The organism is uncultured Photobacterium sp., from assembly GCF_947039875.1.
GTDB lineage: Bacteria > Pseudomonadota > Gammaproteobacteria > Enterobacterales > Vibrionaceae > Photobacterium.
The window spans coordinates 21,901-44,896 of sequence record NZ_CAMRAN010000014.1; the positions used below are offsets into that span (position 1 = coordinate 21,901).

20 protein-coding genes are annotated in these 22,996 nt (G+C 42.9%); 16 read left to right on the forward strand and 4 right to left on the reverse strand.

Annotated features, from left to right (window positions below; genetic code table 11):
* Positions 1-242 precede the first annotated feature (242 nt).
* The 15 genes from mraZ (at position 243) to lpxC (ending at position 17,535) form a co-directional block, all read left to right on the forward strand.
* A complete protein-coding gene (gene mraZ / locus Q0V26_RS07040) occupies positions 243-701 on the forward strand; it encodes a division/cell wall cluster transcriptional repressor MraZ (protein WP_297479862.1) in 459 nt (152 codons plus the stop codon).
* A gap of 14 nt (positions 702-715) precedes the next feature.
* Positions 716-1,663 (forward strand): 16S rRNA (cytosine(1402)-N(4))-methyltransferase RsmH, encoded by a 948-nt coding sequence (rsmH, locus tag Q0V26_RS07045; protein WP_297479865.1) that lies wholly within the window; start codon positions 716-718, stop codon positions 1,661-1,663.
* On the forward strand, positions 1,660-1,977 hold the full coding sequence (gene ftsL, locus Q0V26_RS07050) for a cell division protein FtsL (protein ID WP_297479868.1): 318 nt from the start codon (positions 1,660-1,662) through the stop codon (positions 1,975-1,977). The genes rsmH and ftsL overlap by 4 nt, the downstream gene beginning before the upstream one ends.
* A 3-nt stretch (positions 1,978-1,980) precedes the next feature.
* Positions 1,981-3,723 (forward strand): penicillin-binding transpeptidase domain-containing protein, encoded by a 1,743-nt coding sequence (locus Q0V26_RS07055; protein ID WP_297479870.1) that lies wholly within the window; start codon positions 1,981-1,983, stop codon positions 3,721-3,723.
* Between the two features lie 9 nt (positions 3,724-3,732).
* Complete coding sequence (gene murE, locus Q0V26_RS07060) at positions 3,733-5,256, forward strand: UDP-N-acetylmuramoyl-L-alanyl-D-glutamate--2,6-diaminopimelate ligase (protein ID WP_297479873.1); 1,524 nt, start codon at positions 3,733-3,735, stop codon at positions 5,254-5,256.
* Complete coding sequence (murF, locus tag Q0V26_RS07065) at positions 5,253-6,635, forward strand: UDP-N-acetylmuramoyl-tripeptide--D-alanyl-D-alanine ligase (protein WP_297479876.1); 1,383 nt, start codon at positions 5,253-5,255, stop codon at positions 6,633-6,635. Before murE ends, murF begins: the two co-directional genes overlap by 4 nt.
* Complete coding sequence (mraY, locus tag Q0V26_RS07070) at positions 6,635-7,717, forward strand: phospho-N-acetylmuramoyl-pentapeptide-transferase (protein ID WP_297479878.1); 1,083 nt, start codon at positions 6,635-6,637, stop codon at positions 7,715-7,717. Before murF ends, mraY begins: the two co-directional genes overlap by 1 nt.
* A gap of 1 nt (position 7,718) precedes the next feature.
* Positions 7,719-9,056 (forward strand): UDP-N-acetylmuramoyl-L-alanine--D-glutamate ligase, encoded by a 1,338-nt coding sequence (gene murD / locus Q0V26_RS07075; RefSeq protein ID WP_297479879.1) that lies wholly within the window; start codon positions 7,719-7,721, stop codon positions 9,054-9,056.
* Positions 9,056-10,372 (forward strand): cell division protein FtsW, encoded by a 1,317-nt coding sequence (gene ftsW, locus Q0V26_RS07080; protein ID WP_297479882.1) that lies wholly within the window; start codon positions 9,056-9,058, stop codon positions 10,370-10,372. Before murD ends, ftsW begins: the two co-directional genes overlap by 1 nt.
* A complete protein-coding gene (gene murG, locus Q0V26_RS07085; RefSeq protein ID WP_297479884.1) occupies positions 10,356-11,423 on the forward strand; it encodes an undecaprenyldiphospho-muramoylpentapeptide beta-N-acetylglucosaminyltransferase in 1,068 nt (355 codons plus the stop codon). The genes ftsW and murG overlap by 17 nt, the downstream gene beginning before the upstream one ends.
* Positions 11,424-11,437: 14 nt before the next feature.
* Positions 11,438-12,901 carry a UDP-N-acetylmuramate--L-alanine ligase gene (murC, locus tag Q0V26_RS07090; RefSeq protein ID WP_297479885.1) on the forward strand — a complete coding sequence of 488 codons (1,464 nt, stop codon included), beginning with the start codon at positions 11,438-11,440 and terminating at the stop codon, positions 12,899-12,901.
* Between the two features lie 273 nt (positions 12,902-13,174).
* On the forward strand, positions 13,175-13,960 hold the full coding sequence (locus Q0V26_RS07095) for a cell division protein FtsQ/DivIB (RefSeq protein WP_297479888.1): 786 nt from the start codon (positions 13,175-13,177) through the stop codon (positions 13,958-13,960).
* A gap of 12 nt (positions 13,961-13,972) precedes the next feature.
* Positions 13,973-15,229, forward strand: coding sequence for a cell division protein FtsA (gene ftsA / locus Q0V26_RS07100; protein ID WP_080158310.1), 1,257 nt, complete (start codon positions 13,973-13,975; stop codon positions 15,227-15,229).
* Positions 15,230-15,261: 32 nt separating this feature from the next.
* On the forward strand, positions 15,262-16,392 hold the full coding sequence (gene ftsZ / locus Q0V26_RS07105; RefSeq protein WP_297479890.1) for a cell division protein FtsZ: 1,131 nt from the start codon (positions 15,262-15,264) through the stop codon (positions 16,390-16,392).
* A 225-nt stretch (positions 16,393-16,617) separates the two neighbouring features.
* Complete coding sequence (gene lpxC, locus Q0V26_RS07110; RefSeq protein WP_045028092.1) at positions 16,618-17,535, forward strand: UDP-3-O-acyl-N-acetylglucosamine deacetylase; 918 nt, start codon at positions 16,618-16,620, stop codon at positions 17,533-17,535.
* A gap of 72 nt (positions 17,536-17,607) precedes the next feature.
* On the opposite strand, the gene Q0V26_RS07115 is transcribed toward lpxC, so the two are convergent.
* Entirely contained in the window at positions 17,608-18,066 is a 459-nt protein-coding gene (locus Q0V26_RS07115; RefSeq protein ID WP_297479903.1) for a DciA family protein, read from the reverse strand.
* A 449-nt stretch (positions 18,067-18,515) separates the two neighbouring features.
* Here Q0V26_RS07115 and secA point away from each other — a divergent pair, with 449 nt between their 5' ends.
* Positions 18,516-21,251, forward strand: a complete 2,736-nt coding sequence (gene secA, locus Q0V26_RS07120; RefSeq protein WP_297479906.1) for a preprotein translocase subunit SecA — start codon at positions 18,516-18,518, stop codon at positions 21,249-21,251.
* Between the two features lie 236 nt (positions 21,252-21,487).
* Here secA and mutT read toward each other — a convergent pair whose 3' ends face one another.
* The 3 genes from mutT to zapD all read right to left on the reverse strand — a co-directional run bounded on the left by mutT (position 21,488) and on the right by zapD (position 22,974).
* Positions 21,488-21,895 (reverse strand): 8-oxo-dGTP diphosphatase MutT, encoded by a 408-nt coding sequence (gene mutT, locus Q0V26_RS07125; RefSeq protein ID WP_297479980.1) that lies wholly within the window; start codon positions 21,893-21,895, stop codon positions 21,488-21,490.
* Positions 21,896-22,028: 133 nt separating this feature from the next.
* Entirely contained in the window at positions 22,029-22,229 is a 201-nt protein-coding gene (yacG, locus tag Q0V26_RS07130; protein ID WP_297479910.1) for a DNA gyrase inhibitor YacG, read from the reverse strand.
* A gap of 7 nt (positions 22,230-22,236) precedes the next feature.
* On the reverse strand, positions 22,237-22,974 hold the full coding sequence (zapD, locus tag Q0V26_RS07135) for a cell division protein ZapD (protein WP_297479913.1): 738 nt from the start codon (positions 22,972-22,974) through the stop codon (positions 22,237-22,239).
* Between the last annotated feature and the right edge of the window lie 22 nt (positions 22,975-22,996).

Genomic DNA, 22,996 nt, shown 5'->3' on the forward strand with positions numbered 1-22,996 from the left:
GTTTGATTACAAGCACCACCTTTTTTCGTTTTATTTTCCAGCAAAATTACATTTCGCAATCAGGTTTATTCGACCACTGTTAGAAGTGTGTCTGAATTACAGCCAATTGCTTGACATCGTTTTTGTCTCATACGTACACTTTGTGGGGAAAAGTGGTGTTGTCTTATTATCTTTGTTGTTATTCTGCTAAAGTGAGTGATTAACGTACTCTTTTTATCGTGTAATTCAACCGAGATCCCCAAATGTTAAGAGGTGCCACTAACATTGTTATTGATGACAAAGGTCGCAGGGCAATGCCGAAGCGTTACCGGGCTGCATTAATTGAACAATGTCAGGGACACTTTGTTTGTACTATCGATCACCAGTTTTGTTGCTTGTTGCTATATCCCATCGATGAATGGGAACGAATTGAAGCTAAATTAGTACGTCTATCTAGCCTTCACCCCGCAGAGCGCCGCTTACAACGATTGTTGCTTGGCCATGCTAGCGAATGTGAACTGGATGCGCAGGGAAGGATATTAATTCCACCGACGTTAAGACAATATGCTCAGTTAGCGAATAAAATAGTGGTCGTTGGCCAGTTAAATAAATTTGAAATCTGGTCTTCGCCTTTATGGCAACAGCAAATTGAACATGATATCGACCTTCAGGCTGAGGATGCGCCGGAATGTTCCCCGCGCCTTAGTGAGCTTTCACTTTAGCTGAAATTATATTTATGTCTGAGCAATTTGAGCACGTTTCCGTTTTACTTAATGAATCAGTAGACGGGTTAGCGATTAAACCCGACGGTATCTATATCGATGGTACTTTCGGTCGCGGCGGTCATAGCCGTTTAATTCTTTCAAAACTAGGTGACAATGGTCGCCTTTACAGTATCGATCGTGATCCTCAAGCGATTACTGAAGCAAAAAAAATTGATGATCCACGCTTTGAAATTATTCATGGCCCATTCTCTGGCATGGAAAAATACATGCAAGAGCGTGATCTTATTGGTCGTGTTGATGGTGTTTTACTTGATTTAGGTGTCTCATCACCACAACTTGATGATGCTGAGCGTGGTTTTAGTTTCATGCGTGACGGCCCACTTGATATGCGTATGGATCCGACCTCTGGTATGTCAGCTGCTGAATGGCTAGCTGAAGCAGATGCTGATGATATTGCGTGGGTACTTAAAGAGTTTGGTGAAGAGCGTTTTGCTAAACGCATTGCTCGCGGTATTATTGAACATCGTGAAAACCCTGAAAAAGAGCCGCTCACACGTACACGTGAGCTTGCTAGCCTGATTGCTGAAGTGTCACCGTTTAGAGATAAGCATAAGCACCCTGCGACCCGTAGTTTTCAAGCGATTCGTATTTACATTAACAGTGAATTAGAAGAGATTGATACAGCTTTACATGGTGCAATGAACACTCTTGCATCGGGTGGGCGTTTATCTGTGATCAGTTTCCACTCTTTGGAAGATCGCATGGTAAAACGCTTTATTCGTAAGCAAAGCAAAGGGCCAGATGTTCCAGCTGGTTTACCATTAACCGAAGATCAAATTAAAGCACTGGGTTGTGCGGATATGAAACCTATCGGTAAAGCGATTAAACCATCACAAAATGAACTTGGTTATAACACGCGCGCTCGTAGTTCAGTGCTACGTTTGGCCGAGCGTCTATGAAAACGACAGAATCTTCAATGAATCTGGCTAGCCTGATCGGACGAGACCTCGTCACGGTCGGGTTGGTGCCGTTGATTCTAGCCTTCACTATCCTCATTTCTTCCTTGTCTGTTGTCTACATTACTCATGAGTCACGTCAATTAATTGCTCAGCAAGAAAAGCTATTAATGCAACGTGAAACCTATGATGTTGAATGGCGAAATCAAATACTTGAAGAAAATTCACTTGCAGAACACAGTCGCATTGAACGATTAGCTGAAACTGAGCTCAAAATGCAACGTCCATCTGTCGATAATGAAATTGTTATACATTAAAAGATGAAATTATTTAACCGTTCAAATAAAAAGACGCAGGTTAGTCCTAAGAGTAAGCCATTTCTAAAATGGCGCTTTATCGTCGTCTGTGGCTTTATTCTTTTAGGTTTCGTGGGTTTAATTGCACGTGCCGCCTATATTCAGGTTCTTGAACCAGGTCGTCTTATTCAAGAGGGGGATGCGCGTTCATTACGAGTGCAATTAATGCCTTCGGCACGAGGTATTATTTCCGATCGTAATGGTGAGCAACTTGCCGTCAGTGTGCCTGTCCAAGCTGTTTTTGCCAATCCCGTCGAAATTTTCAAACATGGTGGTTTAAGTGAAATCAACCGTTGGAACGCACTTGCCGATGTACTCGATCTTGATCGCACCAAATTATTACGACGCTTAGAAAAAAATAAGACCCGCCGTTTTATTTATCTTGCGCGTCAAGTTAGCCCACCGATGGCTAATTATGTTAAAAAACTTAAATTGCCAGGTATTGGTCTAAAAGCGGAATCGCGTCGTTTTTATCCATCCGGTGAAGTGAGCGCACAATTAATTGGTTTTACAGGTATTGATGGTCATGGACTTGATGGTATCGAAAAAACCTATGATGGTTGGCTAACGGGTGAACCGGGCCGCCGTACTGTGCGTAAAGATCGTTATGGTCGCGTTGTCGAAAATATTTCCCAGAAAAGTCGCCAACCAGGTAAACCGCTTGAGCTGAGTATTGATCAGCGTATTCAAGCAATTGCTTATCGTGCAGCGAAAGAAGGGGTGATGGATATTCCAGCTACCTCAGTCAGTATTGCGATTTCAGATGTGCGCACCGGTGAGATTTTAGCGATGGTCAATGCTCCATCATTCAATCCCAATGATCGCAATGATCGCCAGCCGTATAAAATGCGTAACCGAGTGATCACTGATACCTTTGAGCCCGGCTCAACGGTAAAGCCGTTTGTGGTATATACCGCCCTTAAAAATGGGGTTGTTAACGAACATACGCTAATTAATATTCCACAAAGTAAACATTTTCGTGTCGGTAGCAAGGTGATCACTGACGTATCACGTATTGAACCATTAGCAACCGTACAACGTATTTTACAAAAGTCGAGTAATATCGGTGTTAGTAAACTATCGTTAGCGATGCCAGTAGAAGATATTTTAGATACTTATCGCAAAGTTGGTTTTGATGAGCCATCAGGGATCAACTTGATTGGTGAAACAACGGGTCACTTTCCTAATCGTTATCGTTGGTCTGACATTGGGCGTGCTACTTTAGCGTATGGTTATGGTATTTCATTAACACCTATTCAATTACTGCATGCTTACACTACCTTGGGTGCTTATGGGATTAAACGGCCGTTATCAATTCTAAAAACAGAAAAAGTGGTGCCAGGTGAGCAAGTGCTTGATCCTAAAGTTGCAAAGAAAATTCTGTTGATGATTGAATCCGTGACCGATAAAGCGGGTGGTGGCGGTGGTTGGCGAGCGGCTATTCCAGGTTACCGAGTAGGGGTTAAAACCGGTACTGCGAAAAAGGCGATTGCAGGTGGTTATGGTAATGATTACTTCTCTTATACCGTTGGTGTGGCACCAATAAGTCATCCACGGTTAGCGATTGTAGTGATGGTTAATGAACCTAAAGGTGATAAATTCTATGGCGGCGCAATTGCTGCGCCAATTTTATCAAAAGTACTTGGTGGTGCATTACAGATTCTAAACGTGCCGCCAGATGCGGATACGCTAAAAATAGATAAATGAGTGTGATTCATGGCATTGGTTAAACAGGAAGTACAATTAGGCGCTGTGTTAGCGCCTTGGCTAACAGCCAGTAAGGTGCCAGCTGAATATTTACAGTTGGCATTAACCGCAATGACATTAGATAGTCGTCAAGTAACAGCGGGTTGCTTATTTGCTGCAGTTAAGGGACACGCCGTTGATGGGCGCCGCTTTATAGATAACGCGATTGCCGCAGGTGCTAGCGCAATTATTGCAGAAGCTGATGATGCTGCCACTGACGGTGAGATTCTATTTAACAATGGGATCATCATTATTTATTTGCACAATCTCGGTCATAAGTTATCTGCCATTGCCGGGCGCTTTTATGCTGAACCGAATAGCAAGCTTAAATTGTATGCAGTAACAGGGACTAATGGTAAAACCACCGTTAGTCAATTATTGGCACAGTGGGCTGATTTGGTTGGTTATCGTGCTGGAGTGATGGGTACGACGGGTAATGGTTTATTAACCGACTTACGTCCAGCGGCTAATACTACTGGAAGTGCGATTGAAATTCAGCAGACATTAGCTGAATTGGTTGCACAAGGTGCTAATTTTGCGGCGATGGAAGTGTCGTCACATGGCTTAGTACAAGGTCGTGTTAGTGCGCTACATTTTGTGGCGAGTATCTTTACTAACCTTAGTCGAGATCATCTTGATTATCATGGTGATATGACACATTACGCTGCGGCGAAAAAAAGTTTATTTACCGAACATGACTGTGGTGTGGCGGTTATCAATGCTGATGATGTAGTTGGTCAACAATGGCTGGCTGATTTACCTCAAGCGGTTGCAGTTGCGATGGATGCTGAAGCTGTTGCAACTCATACCGGTTCAAAGTTATGGGCGACAGCGGTCGATTTTAGTACCAAAGGCGTCACCATTAGCTTTGAATCTAGCTGGGGTAACGGCACATTTACCGCGCCATTAGTTGGCTCATTTAATGCGACTAATTTATTATTGGCATTAGCGACATTGTTAGTCAGTGGTCATTCATTACTCGAGTTATTAGCTGTCGCACCACGTTTACAAGCAGTTATTGGACGGATGGAAGTGTTTCAATCATTGCTTAGCGATAAAGCGATGATGGTGGTTGATTATGCCCATACGCCAGATGCACTAGAAAAAGCACTGCAAGCATTAAGAGTACATTGTAAAGGTAAGCTCTGGTGTTTATTTGGCTGTGGTGGTGATCGTGACACTGGCAAACGCCCAATTATGGCCGCGATTGCAGAGCAATATGCCGATCATATTATTCTTGTTGATGATAATCCTCGTAGTGAAGATCCACTGCAAATTATGTTGGATATGCAAGCCGGATTAACTGCTGCAGCGACGGCTACGGTGATTCATGATCGGGCTCAAGCATGTGCTTATGCAATTCAACAGGCAGCACCAAATGATATTATTTTAGTGGCTGGAAAAGGCCATGAAGATTACCAAATTTTGGCTGATCGCACTATTCACTATTCAGACCGCGAAACTGTGGCCGCATTATTTAGAGAACAGGCATGATAAAGGTTCAACTAAGTCATTTACAGTCAGTACTCAATGCTGAACTTATTGGCGCGGATGCTGAGATTGCAGCAGTATCAACAGATACTCGTGCCATTGATAATAATACCCTTTTTATTGCCTTAATTGGCGAACGTTTTGATGCTCATGATTTTTGTCAAAACGCCGTGGATAATGGGGCAAAAGCATTATTGGTTAATAAGCCGTTAGCTATCGATATTCCGCAATTGGTTGTTGCTGATACCCATCAAGCATTAGGTCAATTAGGGGCGTGGCTTAAAGCTAAAATGACCGCTGAGCATGGTTTGAAAACACTGGCGTTAACAGGCAGTTGTGGCAAAACCACTGTTAAAGAAATGGCGGCGGCAATTTTAGCTACTAAAGGTCAAGTTTTGGCCACTGCAGGTAATTTTAATAATGATATTGGCGTGCCGTTAACATTATTACGCTTAACTGCTGCAGATAATTATGCTGTGATTGAGCTTGGCGCTAATCATTTAGGTGAAATTGCTTATACCACAGCCTTAGTTAAACCTGATGTCGCATTAATTAATAACCTTGCAGCCGCTCACCTCGAAGGTTTCGGTTCATTAACCGGTGTTGCTAAAGCGAAAGGTGAGATTTTTGAAGGATTGACGGCGCAAGGGCAGGCGATAATTAACCTTGATTCTAATCAGCTAACAATGTGGCAACCATCACTGGCAAACCACAGTGTGAGTAACTTCTCGGCGACACAAGCCAATGCTGATTATTTTGCAGCTAATATAAATATTAATTCTCAGGGGCTGGCTTGTTTTACAATGCAAACCCCAATCGGCGCGATTGATATTAATTTAACGTTAGCGGGCACTCACAATGTTAGCAATGCACTGGCAGCCGCCGCATTGACCATGGCATTGGGGGCGACGCTTGCTGATGTAAAACAAGGGTTAGAGCATGTTGTTAATGTTAAAGGCCGTTTAGCGATCACTACGCTGCCGTCTGGGTTACGATTAATTGATGATACCTATAATGCCAGTGTTGCTTCTGTAAAAGCTGCGATTGATGTACTGCACAGCTTCAACGGTAAGCGTTACTTTATTTTGGGTGATATGGCAGAGCTAGGTGACGAAAGTGAGAGCTTACACCGTGAAGTGGGTGAATATGCACGTGATAAACAGTTTGATGGCGTGATGACATTTGGTCGCGCCAGTGCTGTAGTTAGTGAACTGAATAACGGTCAACATTTTAGTAATAAAATGGCGTTGATCGATGAACTTAAACAACAATTACACCAACAAATTAGTCAATCTCATATTCCTCAAGTGACTGTGCTTGCTAAAGGCGCGCGTAGTTCTCGTATGGAAGATATTATTATTGCATTGCAGGAAGATAAATAATGATTTACTGGTTAGCTGACCACTTTCAGTCCTCAATCCCCTTTTTCCGTCTGTTTCAATACCTGACGTTCCGCGCCATCATGAGTATTTTAACCGCGTTACTATTCTCATTATGGTTAGGTCCGCGCATGATTGCGCGTTTGCAGATGCTGCAAATTGGTCAAATTGTACGTAATGATGGCCCAGAATCACATTTTAGTAAACGCGGTACGCCAACCATGGGCGGGCTAATGATTTTAGCCGCAATTACGTTAACCGTATTATTGTGGTGTGACCTTAGTAACCCTTATGTATGGGCAGTATTGGTTGTTATGCTGGGTTATGGTGCGGTTGGTTTTGTTGATGATTACCGCAAAGTTGTGCGTAAAAATACCGATGGCTTAATTGCGCGTTGGAAATATTTTTGGCAATCAGCCATCGCACTTGTGGTGGCTTTTGTGCTTTATGCTTATGGTAAAGATACCGCAGCAACGCAATTAGTGGTGCCTTTCTTTAAAGATGTGATGCCACAACTGGGTCTGTCTTATATTGTTCTGACTTATTTTGTCATTGTTGGTACCAGTAACGCGGTTAACTTAACCGATGGTCTTGATGGCTTAGCTATTATGCCTACCGTGATGGTTGCGGCGGGCTTTGCCTTTATTGCATGGGCAACAGGTAACTATAATTACGCTGAATACTTACATATTCCTTATTTAAGCAATGCGGGTGAGTTAGTTATTCTTTGTACCGCTATTGTTGGCGCTGGTTTAGGTTTCTTATGGTTTAATACCTACCCAGCCCAAGTATTTATGGGCGATGTAGGCTCATTAGCATTAGGCGGCGCATTAGGTACGATTGCGGTGTTAGTTCGCCAAGAGTTTTTATTGGTGATCATGGGCGGCGTGTTCGTGATGGAAACAGTATCGGTTATTTTACAAGTTGGTTCGTTTAAGCTACGCGGACAACGTATTTTCCGTATGGCACCGATTCACCACCACTACGAATTAAAAGGTTGGCCAGAACCACGGGTTATTGTCCGTTTCTGGATCATTACGCTGATGCTGGTATTGATTGCATTAGCTACATTGAAGGTGCGTTAACATGAATGGCTTGGTAGGTATTAACAAGGTTGTTGTGATTGGACTTGGCATGACAGGTCTATCGGTGGTGAATCATTTAGTACGATTACCACAATTGCTGGATATTAAAGTAATTGATACCCGTGATAATCCGCCAGGCCAAGAACAATTACCTGCGGGTGTTGATGTGTGCGCGGGTCAATGGAACCTACAATGGCTACTTGATGCTGATTTAATCGTTGCCAGCCCAGGGATTGCATTAGCAACGCCTGAGTTATTGTTAGCTGCGCAATCAAATATTGAGATTGTTGGTGATATTGAATTATTTGCGCGAGCTGTTAATAAACCCGTGGTTGCGATCACTGGCTCTAACGGTAAAAGTACCGTTACCAGCTTAGTGGGTGAAATGGCTAAAGAAGCTGGTATTAATGTCGGTGTTGGTGGCAATATTGGTTTTGCGGCGTTAGATATGTTGGCTCAAAATCACGATCTTTACGTACTTGAGTTATCCAGTTTTCAGTTAGAAACTACCTCGTCGTTAGTGGTTGATGCTGCAGTGTATCTCAACTTGTCGGAAGATCATATGGATCGCTATCCTGGCGGTTTAGCTGATTACAGCAACGCTAAAATGCGTATTTTTGATCATGCCAAATTAGCTGTTTATAACCGTGATGATATTGCAACTAAGCCTGATTTTAACGGCAAAATGACCAGCTTTGGTTTTAATAATGCTGATTATGGCTTGATGATGGTTGATGGTGCGGAATGGTTAGCCATTGCAGGTGAGCCATTAATGGCTGTCAGTGAAATTGCGCTTGTTGGTCGTCATAATGTAGCTAACTGTTTAGCAGCATTAGCGTTAGCCGATGCGGTTGGTATTGACCGTAGCGCTGCTTGCCAGACCATGCGCAGTTACACCGGATTAGCTCATCGGTGTCAGTTAGCCGTAAATTGTCACGGTGTTAAATGGGTTAATGATTCAAAGGCAACCAACCTTGCCAGTACCGTTGCAGCATTAACCGGCTTGCAACTGGCAGGTAAATTACATTTATTAATGGGTGGTGACGGTAAAGGCGCTGATTTTAGTGAACTTAAACCGATTCTGGCTGACTTAAATGTACAACTTTATTGTTTTGGCCGTGATGGGCATTTATTTAGCGACTTAGTTGAAAACGCGATAAATGTCGACACCATGGGTGAAGCAATGGATCGCGCAGCAGCTACCATACAAGCTGGCGATATGGTTTTATTATCACCGGCGTGTGCCAGTTGGGATCAATTTGCCAACTTTATGGCTCGCGGCGATGCTTTCGTTGAACAAGCCATTCGGCTACAAGATTCAATCTCAGGAAAAATGTAATGTTTAAAATGGCCCGTAACGGATTATCGGTAGTTTGTGGTTGGTTTTTGAAACCAGCCAAACCGATTCTGTATGACCGCCAATTAGTGTGGATAGCAATAGCCCTGATGATGACAGGACTAGTTATGGTAACGTCAGCATCCATACCTGTCGCCACTCGTCTTACTGGTGTTCCTTTCTTCTTCGCACTTCGTCATGGCTTCTTTTTAGTCTGTTCGTTAGTGATCGCTGCATTTGTTATACGGATCCCATTAGCTAAATGGGAGAAGTACAGTGTACCAATGTTATTGACTGCAATATTTTTATTGGTTGTTGTATTAGCTATCGGCCATTCGGTCAATGGTGCTGCACGTTGGATTCCATTAGGGGTGTTTAACTTACAACCGGCAGAAGTTGCAAAATTGTCATTATTTGTGTTTCTTGCAGGCTATTTAGTTCGTCAATATAACCAAGTTCGAGGCAGTTTTATCGGTTTTGCTAAGCCATTAATTGTACTTGGTATTATGGGGTTTCTGTTGTTACAACAGCCTGACTTAGGTTCGTTCGTGGTGATGTTTGTTGGTACCATCGGGATGCTATTTATTGCTGGAGCACGGTTATGGCAATTCTTGGTCATGCTCGCAACTGCATTAGTCGGCATTGGGATGCTAATTATGTTTGAACCCTATCGCATGCGACGAGTAACCTCATTTTTAAATCCATGGCAAGATCCTTATGGTAGTGGTTATCAGCTAACCCAATCCTTAATGGCATTTGGTCGTGGTGAGTGGTTTGGACAAGGGCTGGGTAATTCGATTCAAAAACTCGCTTACTTACCAGAAGCACATACTGACTTTGTTTTTGCCGTGTTAGCCGAAGAATTAGGTCTTGCTGGGGTAATCGTTGTTTTAACGTTATTGTTTGCACTAGTGTTTAAAGCGATTGTTATTGGACGTAAATGTCTTGAAGATGGTCTATTGTTTGGTGGCTATTTGGCATTTGGTTTTGGTATTTGGTTTGCGTTTCAAACCTTGGTTAACGTTGGTGCTGCTGCTGGTATTGTACCGACTAAAGGCTTAACTTTGCCTCTGATCAGTTATGGTGGTTCAAGTCTCTTTATCATGGCTGCTGCGGTAGCGATTTTGATTCGAATTGATTTTGAACAGCGGGTTGCGGCTAAATTTGCATCAGAGCAACCAGCCGAGGTTGACGATGAAGCATTGGATAATATGGAAGTAGCAGTTGAACAAGTTTCTTTAGGTTCTCAAGTGCTTGCAACTGCTGATAATTTACAACTAGAACAAGATAAAAAGTATTCTAATGACGACAAAGAATAAACGTTTATTGGTGATGGCTGGTGGTACTGGCGGTCACGTCTTTCCTGGGCTAGCAGTGGCACGTCGATTGCAGCAACAAGGATGGGAAATTCGCTGGTTGGGTACCGCGGATCGTATGGAAGCAGATTTAGTGCCGAAACACGGTATTGATATCGATTTTATTAAAGTAAAAGGCTTACGTGGTAGCGGTGTTTTATCATTATTAGGTGCGCCATTTAAAATTATTAAAGCGATCATGCAAGCACGTAAATACATTAAAGCATGGCAACCGGATGTGGTACTTGGCATGGGGGGCTATGTTAGTGGTCCTGGCGGTGTCGCAGCATGGTCATTAGGTATTCCGGTGGTATTACATGAGCAAAATGCAGTGGCAGGTCTGACCAATCAATGGTTGGCTAAAATTGCAACCAAAGTACTGCAAGCTTTTCCGGGCGCTTTCAAAGACAAGCAAGTGGTGGGTAATCCAGTCCGTGAAGATGTAACTTTATTGCCGGCACCTAAACAACGTTTTGCTGAACGTACAGGGCCTATTCGTGTATTGGTGATGGGCGGCAGTCAAGGGGCACGTATTTTAAACCAGACCATGCCAGAAGTGGCAGGAATTCTAGGGGATAACGTCACCATTTGGCATCAAGCGGGTAAAGGCAGTCAGCAATCGACACAAGAAGCTTATGTGAAGCATTGTCAAACACCCCATAAAGTAACGGAGTTTATTGATGATGTCGCAGCCGCTTATGGTTGGGCTGATTTAGTTGTTTGTCGCTCTGGTGCGCTAACGGTATCAGAATTATCGGCGGCGGGTGTTGGCGCTATTTTTATTCCGTTTATGCACAAAGATCGCCAGCAAGCCTTAAATGCCGAACATTTAGTCGAATGTGGTGCCGCTAAAATGATCGAACAACCACAACTAACGGTTGATGGCTTAGCCCAACAAATTAATTTATTAAATCGTATTGCGCTTGAACACATGGCTTGTGCCGCGCGTAATGCTGCTATCATTGACGCAGACCAACGTGTTGCCGATGTGATTAAATCACTAGCAAAGAATTAAACAGGAACAAAGTGATGAGTAAACTGGATGACCAGCAATTAGCAAAGATTCGAACTATGGTGCCCGAGATGCGTCGAGTCGAACGAATTCACTTTGTTGGTATTGGTGGTGCTGGCATGAGCGGCATCGCAGAAGTATTGATTAACGAAGGTTACCGTATCAGTGGTTCAGATATCGCACCTAATGCCGTGACCAATCGTCTTACTGCAAAAGGTGTAGAGATCTTTTTTGGCCATGAGGCTAAAAATGTAACTGGTGCAAGTGTGGTGGTAGCATCAACGGCTATCAACAAACAAAATCCAGAATTATTAGCCGCAACAGAATTACGTATTCCTGTTGTGCGCCGTGCTGAAATGTTGGCTGAGTTAATGCGTTACCGTCATGGTATTGCGATTGCGGGAACGCATGGTAAAACCACCACTACCGCACTGACTACTCAAATTTATTCTGAAGCCGGTCTTGATCCAACATTTGTTAATGGCGGCTTAGTTAAAAGTGCAGGTACTAATGCGCGTTTAGGCTGTAGTCGTTACTTAATCGCAGAAGCCGATGAAAGCGATGCGTCGTTTTTACACTTACAACCAATGGTGTGTGTAGTCACTAACATTGAAGCTGATCATATGGATACTTATGGCGGCGACTTTGAAGTGTTAAAACAAACCTTCATTGATTTCCTCCATAACCTGCCATTTTATGGTCTAGCAGTGATGTGCATTGATGATCCTGTGGTACGTGAATTATTGCCGCGCGTGGGCCGTCCAATGTTGACTTATGGTTTTGCTGAAGATGCTGATGTACGCTTAGTAAACTATACCCAAACGGGCCAACAAGGTCACTTTACGGTATTACGTAATGATAAGCCGGCATTGAATATTGCCCTTAATATTCCCGGTAAACACAATGCGTTAAATGCAACGGCAGCGATTGCTGTAGCTACCGAAGAAGGTGTCAGTGATGATGCTATCATGCGCGCTTTAGTTGAATTTGAAGGTACAGGTCGTCGTTTTGATCTCTTAGGTGAGTTTGAAACTGGCAATGGTAACGTAATGCTAGTTGATGATTATGGCCATCATCCAAGCGAAGTCGATGTGACAATTCAAGCTGCCCGTGCAGGTTGGCCTGATAAGCGTTTAGTGATGATATTCCAGCCACACCGCTACAGTCGTACCCGTGATTTATACGATGATTTTGCCAATGTATTAGAGCAAGTCGATGTGCTGGTGATGCTAGATGTGTATACGGCAGGTGAAACACCGATTGCTGGTGCTGATAGCCGTTCATTGTGCCGAACTATTCGCTCACGTGCGAAAATTGATCCTGTTTTTGTGCCACAAGCAGAGCATTTGCCTGCAATTTTAGCCAATATTATCCAAAATGATGATTTGGTTCTAACACAAGGTGCGGGTGATGTTGGAAAAATAGCGCGCCAACTAGCCGATTTAAAGCTAAATATCACAACTATGCATCAGTATGTTTAGTTGGTATTTTTCGCTTTTGTCGATGGCATAAATAACGATCTCTGGCTGTAAAATGATAATTCCAGTGCCAGTGATCGCTATTTTTTGCGATTTTTCGATAAATAGATAAATTTATTGTCAGGTTATGCTCGGAAAACGCCTTATGAGTGTTGGAGTGGGTCGAGTTGCTCGGTATAATCGTTCAACTTTGCTCGTTATACCTGACTGAGCGCACCATCATAAAATACCTTTATGGAATGGTTTGGCTTAAATGGTAAGGTAAATAGACACGCGATGACTGAACAAGTCGTAAATAAAGAGCATATATCATCCTCTCCTCGTTGTTTGAAGCGTTGGGGCGGATTAGCGTTTTTTCTCTTTGTCATTGGTTCTACGGTTTGGTTTGTCAGTGCTACCAAAGACTGGATGACAGATGCAAACCGATTACCCTTGTCAAATTTAGTCATTCAAGGACAGCTACATTATCTCACTAAAGATGATGTTAGGCAGTCAATTTTACATCTTCACCACCTGGGTAGTTTTATGACCCAAGATGTAAATAGTATTCAAGCATCTGTCGAGGCATTGCCTTGGGTTGCTCAAGCGGCTGTACGTAAACAATGGCCTGACACAATTAAAGTGTTTTTGATTGAAAACCAGCCTGTCGCTGAATGGAATGGAACTTATTTAGTTAACCGTGAGGGGGCTGTTTTTAAAGCGCCAGCATTGCAAGTGGCAGGATTAGGGTTAACTAATCTGATTGGCCCTAAAGGCAGTAGCGAAGAAGTTTTAGCTGGACTCAAAGAAATGCGTCCGGTACTGAAAAAAGCGGGTTTTGGGATTACGTCATTATCATTTAATGAACGTCGTGCTTGGCGCGTGGTATTAACAAACGGCATTAGACTTGAATTGGGGCATGACGCTCGAATGCAACGTATAAAACGTTTTATTGAGATTTATCCTGAGTTATTAAAGCAGGGTAAACCGATTGATTATGTAGATTTGCGTTATGATACTGGCGCAGCTGTGGGTTGGAAAACTATGCCGGAGTATGATAAACATGCGCCGGATAAAAAATAAGAGCGTGCACTGATGACTAAGGCTGCAGATAAAAAACTCATCGTTGGTCTTGATATCGGCACTTCCAAAGTTTGCGCTTTGGTTGGGGAGGTTCTACCTGATGGCAATGTTAATGTCATTGGTGTGGGTAGCAGCCCATCACGCGGAATGGATAAAGGTGGGGTTAATGACCTCGAGTCAGTAGTAAAGTCAGTTCAGCGTGCTGTTGATCAGGCTGAACTTATGGCTGATTGCCAAATTGGTTCCGTGTGTTTATCGCTATCAGGTAAACATATTAGTTGCCAAACAGAAAAAGGCATGGTGCCTATTTCTGATAAAGAAGTAACTCAAGATGACGTCGATAATGTTATTCATACGGCGAAATCAGTAAAAATAAGCGATGAGCAACGTACGTTGCACGTGATTCCACAAGAATTTGCGATTGATTACCAAGAGGGCATTAAAAACCCGGTTGGTTTATCAGGTGTTCGCATGGAAGCAAGTGTTCATTTGATCACTTGTCATAATGACATGGCGCGTAACATCGTTAAAGCAGTAGAGCGTTGTGGTTTAACTGTTGATCATCTGATTTTCTCAGGATTAGCAGCAAGCCATGCTGTACTGACCCCAGATGAGCGTGAGCTCGGCGTATGCGTGGTCGATATCGGCGGCGGTACAATGGATCTTGCCATTTGGTCTGGTGGCGCATTACGTCATGCGGAAGTGATTCCCTATGCTGGTAATGTCGTGACTAGTGATATTGCTTATGCGTTTGGTACACCACCGGGTGACGCTGAAGACATTAAAGTGAAATACGGTTGTGCATTAAGTGAATTGGTGAGCAAAGATGCTAAGGTTGATGTACCGAGTGTTGGTGGTCGTCCATCTAGAAGCTTGCAAAGTCAAACACTAGCAGAAGTAATAGAGCCTCGATATAGTGAATTGCTAGGGTTAGTAAATCAAAAATTACTAACCGTACAAGATCAATTGCGAGAGGCTGGTGTTAAACACCACCTAGCAGCGGGCATCGTCCTTACCGGGGGCGCTGCACAAATGGAAGGTTTAACTGAATGTGCTGAGCGGGTTTTCCGTAATCAAGTACGTATCGGTCAGCCTCTTGATCTGAGTGGATTGACTGACTATGTTCAGGCTCCACCCTATGCTACTGCAGTAGGATTACTGCACTACGGAAAGGATAGTCAATCATTTGATGAAAATGCACAAGAACCGAAACGCTCGGTAACTGGGTTATTTTCACGAATTAGTGGTTGGTTCGAAAAGAATTTTTAAACCTGATGCGAACAGGATAACGGAGAGAACAAATGTTTGAACCGATGATGGAAATGTCTGATGAAGCTGTAATTAAGGTCATTGGCGTTGGCGGCGGCGGCGGTAATGCAGTCGATCACATGGTGCGTGAGTCTATTGAAGGCGTGCAGTTCATTAGTGTTAATACTGATGCACAAGCTCTTCGTAAAACAAGCGTAAGTACTGTTATTCAAATCGGTGGTGATATCACTAAAGGTTTGGGTGCTGGTGCAAACCCACAAGTGGGTCGTGATTCAGCGCTAGAAGATCGCGAAGCAATCAAGAAAGAGCTTGAAGGCTCTGATATGATCTTCATTGCAGCGGGCATGGGTGGTGGTACCGGTACTGGTGCTGCGCCAATCATTGCTGAAGTAGCGAAAGAGCTTGGTATTCTTACCGTTGCTGTTGTGACTAAACCATTTAGCTTCGAAGGTAAGAAGCGTATGGCATTTGCAGAGCAAGGTATTGACGAGCTTTCTAAGCATGTTGATTCATTAATTACTATTCCTAACGAAAAGCTACTTAAAGTACTTGGTCGTGGTATCACATTACTTGATGCCTTTGCGAAAGCAAACGACGTACTTAAGAATGCGGTTCAAGGTATTGCTGAGCTAATCACTCGCCCTGGCATGATCAACGTCGACTTTGCGGACGTACGTACCGTAATGTCTGAAATGGGTCATGCAATGATGGGTAGTGGTGTTGCTGCTGGTGATGACCGTGCTGAAGAAGCTGCTGAAATGGCAATTTCTAGCCCATTACTAGAAGATATCGATCTAGCTGGCGCACGTGGTGTTTTAGTTAACATTACTGCTGGTATGGATATGCGTCTTGACGAATTCGAAACTGTGGGTAACACAGTTAAAGCATTCGCTTCTGATAACGCTACCGTGGTTATTGGTACTTCACTTGACCCAGATATGACTGATGAACTACGTGTAACTGTAGTTGCAACAGGCATTGGTAAAGAGTGTAAGCCTGATATCACATTAGTAACGTCATCAAAGCCAGCACCTGCTGTTGCACAGGAAAAACCTGCTGCAATCGCTGAAGAAAAGCCTGTTGAGACTCAACAAGCTAAACCTCAGGGTGCGGATCATGACTACTTAGATATCCCTGCATTCTTGCGTAAGCAAGCGGACTAAAATAGCCAACATATTGATTGCGGTGGCTAATTTAGCTGAGTAAGAGTTGCATCTTTTGTTTCACCACAAAAGATGCTCTTTTGTCTTCGCAGTGAATTATTTTGGATATTTTTTAGGTTATGGTATGATAAGTGTTCAATTCACCAAGTTGGTGTTGAGAATAGTTTCTATTCACCTAATAAATTTGCAAGCAAAAGTTTGTTTAACCGTTGAGATATAAAGCAGATGATCAGACAACGTACACTTAAAAGCATTGTGCAGACGACTGGTGTGGGCCTCCACTCTGGACGTAAAGTGACGCTTATCCTGCGTCCTGCAGCCGCAAATACTGGCGTGATTTATCGCCGTACTGACCTTAATCCACCTGTGGATTTTCCTGCTAATGCAGATTCAGTGCGCGATACCATGTTATGTACTGCTCTTGTTAACGAACAAGGCGTGCGCATTTCAACTGTTGAGCACTTGAATGCCGCACTAGCCGGTATGGGTATCGATAATGTGATTATCGAAGTTGATGCGCCTGAAATTCCTATTATGGATGGTAGCGCAAGCCCATTTATTTACCTGCTTCAATCAGCGGGTATTGATACGCTAAATTCGCCAAAGCGTTTTTTACGTATTAAAAAGCCTGTTCGCATTGAAGATGGCGACAAGTGGGCGGAACTCGTGCCTTATAACGGTTTCCGTCTCGATTTTGCTATCGACTTTAACCACCCTGCGATTGATTCAGATCAGCAGCGTCTAGTGTTAGATTTTTCAAGCCAGTCTTTTGTTAAAAAGATTAGCCGTGCACGTACTTTTGGTTTCATGCGCGATATTGAATACCTTCAGTCACAAAACTTGTGTCTTGGTGGTAGCTTTGATAACGCAATTGTACTGGATGACTACCGTATTCTGAACGATGACGGTTTGCGTTTTGACAATGAACTTGTAACACATAAAGTATTGGATGCCATTGGTGACCTTTATATGTGTGGTCATAATATCATTGGTGAAATGCGTGCTTATAAATCAGGTCATGCGCTGAACAACCAACTACTGCGTGCAGTATTGGCTGACCAAGAAGCGTATGAGTGGTCAACCTTTGAAGATGAGCGTGAAGTGCCCGTCACTTTTGCTCAGCCGGGTATGGTATTGGCGTAAATCACGCAACTGCCTTGTATTAAAAAACGCCGAGCATATTTGTTCGGCGTTTTTGTATCTGCTATTTGTGATTTAGCTGGTTTTCTTTTTCGCCAACTTTGCTAACCGTTCAAGGCAAGCTTTGACTTTATTCGGCGCATTTTCAGCGGTAGCTAATAAGTGTTGTGCTGCTACATCGCTAATTGGCTTTTGAATAATATCAGGAATTTTGTCTTGTTTACGCATCGCTACTGCTGCAAGGGTTGGGTTTACTTTTACTTCAATATCTTGCAATTTAGGTAATAGTTTTTCACGTAATTTGGTTATTAATTGGTAACGTTCATAATTGAGTCGCATTGACCACGCTGCTGATGCGGTTTCAATGATCAGTATCCCTTGGCGATAATTACTGACGCGGCAATGTTCGGCACAATTGAGATGGGCTTTAACTGCGCTATCAAGTTTACTTAATGCCGCCGCTCGTTGTTGAATCGATGTTAGACCATCACTATCAAGTAGATGTGCGGCGGTTTGTGGGCGATGATCTCTCATGATTTTAGTTCCTGAATATTCAACAGAATAAAAATGTCACTTTTGCGGATATGATCTTAATTTTTCACAGATAAAAACATTTGCTGTGGCTTTTATCATAGGCGATGACACTAATATGACTTATCATATCAGACATATAGGTTAATATATGTTGAGTGATATGTCTGCTCGGCAACAGTGAGCATTGAATTTTTTGTACTGAAGGGGCAATAAATTATATTAGTTTAGCATTGAGCTTAGCGCTTTTTGCTAGGATAGTAGTGTTAGCCCTTGAAAAACGACTATCGCGACACAATATTTAATATTACACGTTTTAGGATTAACTTCTTAGTCACCGTTGTGACAATTCCTGTGGGTTAGGGATGGCTTAGATCCCCCAAGGAATGAAACCCGAATTAAGCGATTCAGCAATAGAAACGCTGATATAACAAAGAGAAAACGGCATCACCATGTTATCAAAACTACTGACTAAAGTTATCGGTAGCCGTAACGACCGCACTCTGCGTCGTATGCGCAAAATTGTTGATCAAATCAATAAGCTAGAACCTCAGTTTGAAAGCCTACAAGATCATGAGCTGCAAGCAAAAACAGCTGAATTTCGTGAGCGTTTAGATCAAGGCGAAACGCTAGATCAACTACTACCAGAAGCCTTTGCGACTGTTCGTGAAGCATCAAACCGTGTTTATGGCATGCGTCACTTTGACGTGCAGCTACTGGGTGGCATGGTTCTAAATGACTGTAAAATTGCTGAAATGCGTACAGGTGAGGGTAAAACTCTTACTGCAACATTGCCATCATACCTTAACGCTTTGACCGGTAAAGGTGTTCATATCGTAACAGTGAACGACTACCTAGCCGCGCGTGATGCCGAAACTAACCGTGAATTATTTGAATTCCTCGGTATGACTGTTGGCGTTAACGTACCGAATATGTCACCGCAAGCGAAAAAAGAAGCTTACGCTGCTGATGTACTTTACGGTACTAACAACGAATTTGGTTTTGATTACCTACGTGACAACATGGCATTCCGCCCTGAAGATCGTGTTCAACGTGAACGCTTCTTTGCGGTTGTCGATGAAGTTGACTCCATCCTAATCGATGAAGCGCGTACACCGCTGATTATCTCTGGTCCTGCTGAAGATAGCTCAGAGATGTACATTAAGATTAATCACTTAATTCCGTTGCTGGTTCGTCAAGACAAAGAAGACAGTGTTGATTACCGTGGTGAAGGTCACTACACCGTTGATGAAAAATCAAAACAAGCGCACTTTACCGAAACGGGTCAAGAATTCATCGAAGAATTGTTGATTAAAAACGATATTATGGCTGAGAACGATACGTTATATTCTCCAGCTAATATTAGTTTACTGCACCACGTTAATGCTGGTTTACGTGCACATGTGTTGTTTGAAAAAGACGTCGATTATATTGTGCAAGATGATGAAGTTATTATTGTCGATGAGCACACTGGCCGTACTATGCCAGGTCGTCGTTGGTCTGAAGGTCTTCACCAAGCTGTTGAAGCGAAAGAAGGCGTTAAGATTCAAAACGAAAACCAGACTTTGGCATCGATTACCTTCCAGAACTATTTCCGTTTATACGAAAAATTATCTGGTATGACAGGTACAGCAGATACTGAAGCATTTGAATTCCAGTCTATTTATAATCTAGATACGGTAGTGCTACCGACTAACCGTCCAATGGCGCGTATTGATAACGGCGATTTAGTCTACATGACTGAAGCCGAGAAATTCGTGGCAATCAGTAAAGATATTTCTGAGCGTGTTAAAAACGGTCAGCCATGTCTTGTCGGTACTGTTTCGATTGAAAAATCTGAGCTGTTATCAAACGCACTGAAAAAAGCCGGTATTAAGCACAACGTATTGAACGCTAAGTTCCACGAAAAAGAAGCTGACATTATCGCTGAAGCGGGTGCACCAAGTGCGGTAACTATCGCAACTAACATGGCTGGTCGTGGTACTGATATCATGTTGGGTGGTTCGTGGAAAACTGACGTTGAGAAGCTAACCGATCCAACGGATGAGCAAATCGCGAAGATCCGTGCTGATTGGCAAATTAAACACGATGCTGTATTAGCATCGGGTGGTTTACACATTCTTGGTACTGAGCGTCATGAATCACGTCGTATTGATAACCAGTTACGTGGTCGTGCGGGTCGCCAGGGTGATGCAGGTTCTTCTCGCTTCTATCTTTCAATGGAAGATGGCCTAATGCGTATCTTCGCCTCTGATCGTGTTTCAGGCATGATGAAGAAGCTGGGTATGGAAGAAGGCGAAGCAATTGAGCACCCATGGGTATCAAAAGCTATCGAAAACGCCCAACGCAAAGTTGAAGGGCGTAACTTCGATATTCGTAAGCAATTACTTGAATTCGATGATGTTGCTAACGATCAGCGTCAAGTAGTATATGAATTACGTGATGAGCTTATGAATGCTAACGATATCAGTGAAATGATTGAGCATAACCGTGAAGACGTGTTGAATGCCATCATTGATAATTACATTCCTCAGCAATCGCTAGAAGAAATGTGGGATATTGAAGGCCTAGAAGCGCGTCTAAAAGAAGACTTTGATTTAGAATTACCGATTAAACATTGGTTAGACACTGAAGATAAGCTTTATGAAGAAGCACTGCGTGAACGTATCGTAGAAAAAGCATTTGAGCTTTACCGTGAAAAAGAACAAGTTGTTGGCGCTGAAGTGCTACGTAACTTTGAAAAAACGGTAATGCTGCAAAACCTTGATACGTTATGGAAAGAGCACCTAGCGGCGATGGATCATCTACGTCAAGGTATTCATCTTCGTGGTTATGCACAAAAGAACCCTAAGCAAGAGTACAAGCGCGAGTCGTTTGAACTGTTTGAGGAAATGCTTGATAACTTAAAGAGTGATGTTGTTTCTATCTTAAGTAAGGTACGAGTACAGCAACAAGAAGAAGTTGAGCGTATGGAAGAAGAACGTCGTCAAATGGCAGAAATGCTAGCGCGTCGTCAACAATTCCAACATCAAAGTGCTGACAATCAGATTGTTGATGAATCATCTCAAGTAGAAGATGATGACCAACAAGGTACGTTTGAGCGCGAAGAGCGTAAAGTCGGCCGTAATGAGCCTTGTCCATGTGGTTCTGGTAAGAAATACAAGCAGTGTCACGGTAAGATCGATTAATATTACCGTTAAGCTGTAATAAAAAAGGTCGCTTTTGAGCGACCTTTTTTTATAGCTGTGATTTTCAGTGTAAGAAACCTACCGTCATTCCCTACAGTGAGGTTACGAACGAGATAGGGAATCTACTATTCATACGCCGTAGCGTTAATATTATTTCTGGTATTTGCTAGGCTCAAGCTCATTGTGAGTAGATCCCGAATAATTTTGTCCCTCAATTTCCGGGATGACGGAATAAATTATCCCCCATAAACCTCGATTATCTTTGCCAACACCGCCGCATTCGCCTCAGGGAATGGGTATTGCTCAAGCTCATTAATAGCGACCCACAACCCCACTTGACCTTCATTACCACGCGCTTCACCTATGAATGCTGTTATAGCAAAGAAATCAAATTGCAGTGCTTTATCGGGGTAATCATGGGCAAGGTTAATCAATGGTGTTAGTGCGGTAACTTGAATGCCAACTTCTTCCCTAAGTTCACGAATAACGGCTTGCTCTGCGGTTTCATTTTTTTCTACTTTACCGCCTGCAAATTCCCATAATCCACCTTGATGGGCATTGGCGTGACGACGCGTAATAAAGATGTGATCTTGAGTTGAATTTAAAATGATCCCTGCTGCGATCCAAACACGTTTTTTAGTAATAACTTCTTTTGACATAAGATCGTACCTACATAACATCAGACAAGAAAAATATTGTTATTAAAAAAGGGCGAGCTAATGTCGACATTGGCTCGCCCTTAATCAGTAATCCGTTGCTTTGTTGTTGAATGAAGATTTAGTAGGTATCTTCTGACCAACCATCGCTATCAGACATATCAGGTGCGCCTGCAATGGCTTTTTCTTCATCTGCCCACTCACCAAGATCAATCAATTGGCAGCGTTTACAGCAAAAAGGGCGGTATGGACTTTGTTCGCCCCATTCAACATCCGTTTTACAGGTTGGGCATTTCACCACTGTAGGTTGAGATTGTGACATAGTTACCTCAGCAAATAGCTAGTTTAAAATCGATATTATTTGCCACTGTCGAGCCTTCTTCATAAGGAGAAAAGCGAATAGAGAAGTGACTGCGATGACCTGATACTACAGGATAAACACCATAGCTTGCATCGATTTTAATGCGAAGTAAACACGATAAGCTAGCATCATTTTGGAAAAAACCATTATGCGCTGATTGTGGTTGGTATTGTGCTGACTGACGTACTAGGTGTAGCCATAGCTTGAGTGCTTCATCGACTTCAGCCAATTTATCAAGCCATGCTTGAGTGGTTTGCTGACGTTCTTCTAATGGCAATTGGCGCCAGTAATGAAGCGCTGGTAGATCGAAACTACAGGTGCCACCAGGAATTGAGAAACGTTGACGAATAGAGCTTAGAAAACGATCTTCACGTAGGCTTTGACCCAAACGAGGTGCAGCTAATAAGTTTTTCTGAGCATGACTAATGTTATCAAGTAATGATTGAATCGCGATTGGATCTACACCGTCATAATCTAACCATGCTTTTAATTTTGTACTTTGCTTATCAAGGGCTTTAGCAAGATCTATTTTAACCGGAATTTGTTCAATTAACTCTAATAGATCAAATAGAGCATTAAAGAAAATCGTATACTGCCATGGATCGCCAAGGTTGCTGCTGTCATGTAATTGTTTAAGTAAGTGTTCTAGGCGTAGATAAATACGCACCTTTTCATTGAGAGGGTGTTCATAGCAATGTATTTGCATAACGGAAACCAGTGGAAGACAA